Annotated in this window: 2 protein-coding genes; both read left to right on the forward strand. The window is 70.4% G+C overall.

All coding sequences use genetic code 11. The features are described from left to right. Positions 1 to 195 precede the first annotated feature (195 nt). Positions 196 to 774, forward strand: coding sequence for an Imm21 family immunity protein (locus tag ACFY00_RS38065; RefSeq protein ID WP_388038856.1), 579 nt, complete (start codon positions 196 to 198; stop codon positions 772 to 774). Between the two features lie 1044 nt (positions 775 to 1818). Beyond that, a complete protein-coding gene (locus ACFY00_RS38070) occupies positions 1819 to 2334 on the forward strand; it encodes a GNAT family N-acetyltransferase (RefSeq protein ID WP_388038859.1) in 516 nt (171 codons plus the stop codon). Positions 2335 to 2570: the final 236 nt, after the last annotated feature.

A 2570-nucleotide genomic window follows, 5' to 3' on the forward strand; every position in this document is an offset into this window, starting at 1 on the left:
TCACCCGGAACCGTCTGGGCAGACTCGTCCGCCAAGGCACGCTTATCCAGCCCCGACGAGGCCTCTACCAAAAACGGACTTAACGCCCTCTCAGTGCTGTCTGTCGTCCGCCGTGCAGGTACTCCCCCAGGTTCCCTGCTTGTCACCGATCGGCGGCACACTGCGCACATGAGTACTGATCCCCATGCTGCCCGGATGTCCCTCGGTCTGACCTGGGTCAGCTCCATGGGCGGTCCTCTGATCGTCGTTCCGGTGTCCGCACTGCAGTACTGGGGCGGCTGCACCGAGAACGGCATGATCATCAGCGACAGCGACCAGCCAGACGACTACGACCGCGCCTGCGAGGCCGACGGCCTGGCCGAGGTGGTCGGCCTGCGCGGCCGCAGCAACGTCTCCGCGCTGGTGCTGGGCGACCAGCCCGCGACCACCTGCTACTTGCCCGAGCAGAGGGCCTTCGTGCGCTGGCTCGCCGCCGACTCCGACGCTGAGCTGCTTGCCGCTGCCGAAGTGGCGCTGAACGACCCGGCGACGCCGTGGGAGGAGTGCGGCCTGTGGGAGACCGACGGGCCGGCAGTCCTGATGGACTCGGCCGAGGCCGGCAAAGACCTCGGCTCTCCCTACCCGGACGGCAGGGGCGAGCCGGACCAAGCCCCCGTCCACCTGCCCGCAGGGCGCTGGAGGGTCCGTGCGTTCCAGAAGACCGGCGACTTCCCATGGACCAGCGTGGTTCAGCTCCTCCTGCAGGGCGACGGCCAGCCGACAACGGCTCCTTGACCCGCACACCGAGTTCGCATCCGCGGCCCCGGAGGCAGGAAGGCTGTGGTGGGTCCGAGAGCTCCGCTGCGACCAACAGGTGCTCACGATCGGTACGCGGCGTCGTCATACCCGCACAGCCGAGGGCTGCGGATCGCGGGCAGCCTGACCAGGGTGTTCCTGAAAGCGCCCGGGTGGGCCTTCAGGAGACGCCAGGGGCGCGACGGCAGAGGGTAGTCGTCGCGCAGGACACCCTTCGGGAGCACACCGGTGACGGGCATCGGCGAGGTCTCCCAGGGCTGGTGAGGTAGGCCCAGACTCCGCTGTCCAGCGGCACCACTGTCGCCTCGCGGCCGGGCGGAGCCACGGCTCGCCCGTGCCGGGGTGGCGGGGGACGAGGAGGACGTCGGGGCGGGGCCACGGCTCGGGCAGGCCCGGGCCGACCAGTGCGACCGAGCGGGCGTCGGGCCCCGGTGGGAGGTAGCGGGCCACGGCGTGGCCGAGCAACTCCGTGACAGGGCCTGCGGGGAGATGCACCGGATGGTTCTCGGTTGCTGCCACGAGGTGGGCCAGCATGACGCCGACCGCGGTCTCCCAGCGGCGGCTCCACGACCCGTCGGCTTCGACGGGCGGGGTGCGGGTGCTCGGCGCGTTCCAGGTCCGCCCAGCCGGGCAGTGGGCCGTCCGGAAGCCCCGAGGCGCGGCGGATGACCGCGTCGGGCTCCAGCCAAACCGTCTGCCAGGAGCCGCAGTTGTCGACCCGGGTCGCCACAACCCGTCCGTACCCCGTGCAGGCCAGATCGGGCCCGGCCCGGCCGTCCACGCCCGGCGGTAGCCCTCGCACTTCTCCGGGACCAGAGCCATCGACCTGGAGCCGCCCGGTGCGATGACGATCCTGCCCCGCACGCCGAAGGAGACGGAGTACACCGGGGCGTAGATCCCCTGCCGGGCAGCCGCCCAGAACCGGTGGCGCGCGGTGAACGCGTCCTACCTCGTCGCACTCGTCCGCGCCAGCGTCCGCTTCGAACGCGGCATACTCGTCGAACGTCCCGACCAGGAGGCAGCGTGACCACCCTCAAGCCCGAAATCATCCGCACCGACCGGCTGGACATACTCCCCCTGCAGGTCGAGCACGCGGACGAGATGGCCGCAGTGCTGTCCGACCCCGGCCTGCACACCTTCACCGGCGGCACCCCGGACACCGCCCAGGACCTGCGCACCCGCTACGAACGCTGGGTGGCCGACTCGCCCCGCCCCGGCGAATCCTGGTGCAACTGGGTCATCCAGCTCCGCGACGCTTCCTGCCTGGCCGGCCATGTCCAGGCGACGGTCATCGCCGACGACCGCGGAGCGGCTGCAGAGATCGCCTGGGTGACAGGCACCCCCTGGCAGCGACGCGGCATCGCCACCGAAGCCGCCCGAGGACTCGTCGCCTGGCTCCGACAACACCCGGTGCACACGGTCACCGCCCACATCCATCCCGACCACAAGGCGTCTGCCGCCGTCGCCACCGCAGCCGGCCTCGCCCCCACCGACCAGTGGCACGACGGAGAGATCAGATGGCAGCTGACGATCAGCTGACCCCACGCGTCCACTGGACTTGACGACTGCTCCTACCCCGGTGGAAGCCCCTGCCTCGGCGCTCGAGGTAAACCCGGTTTACACCCAGGCCCGCAGAGGGCAGCCGAGCACAGCGTCGAGCTCTCAGAACAGGTCCCATGCCACTAGGCCGTGTCTCATAATTGATCTTGTGGTGGGTCGTGGAGAGATAACGGATGCTGCGTGGGCTCGGATTGAGCCGTTGCTGCCGCAGCAAG

Source organism: Kitasatospora sp. NPDC001540 (genome assembly GCF_042894345.1).
Taxonomy (GTDB): Bacteria; Actinomycetota; Actinomycetes; order Streptomycetales; family Streptomycetaceae; genus Kitasatospora; species Kitasatospora phosalacinea_C.

Bases quoted from the DNA above. Each gene is read 5' to 3' on its own strand.
- ACFY00_RS38065 (WP_388038856.1), top strand. From the start codon at position 196: ATGTCCCTCGGTCTGACCTGGGTCAGCTCCATGGGCGGTCCTCTGATC.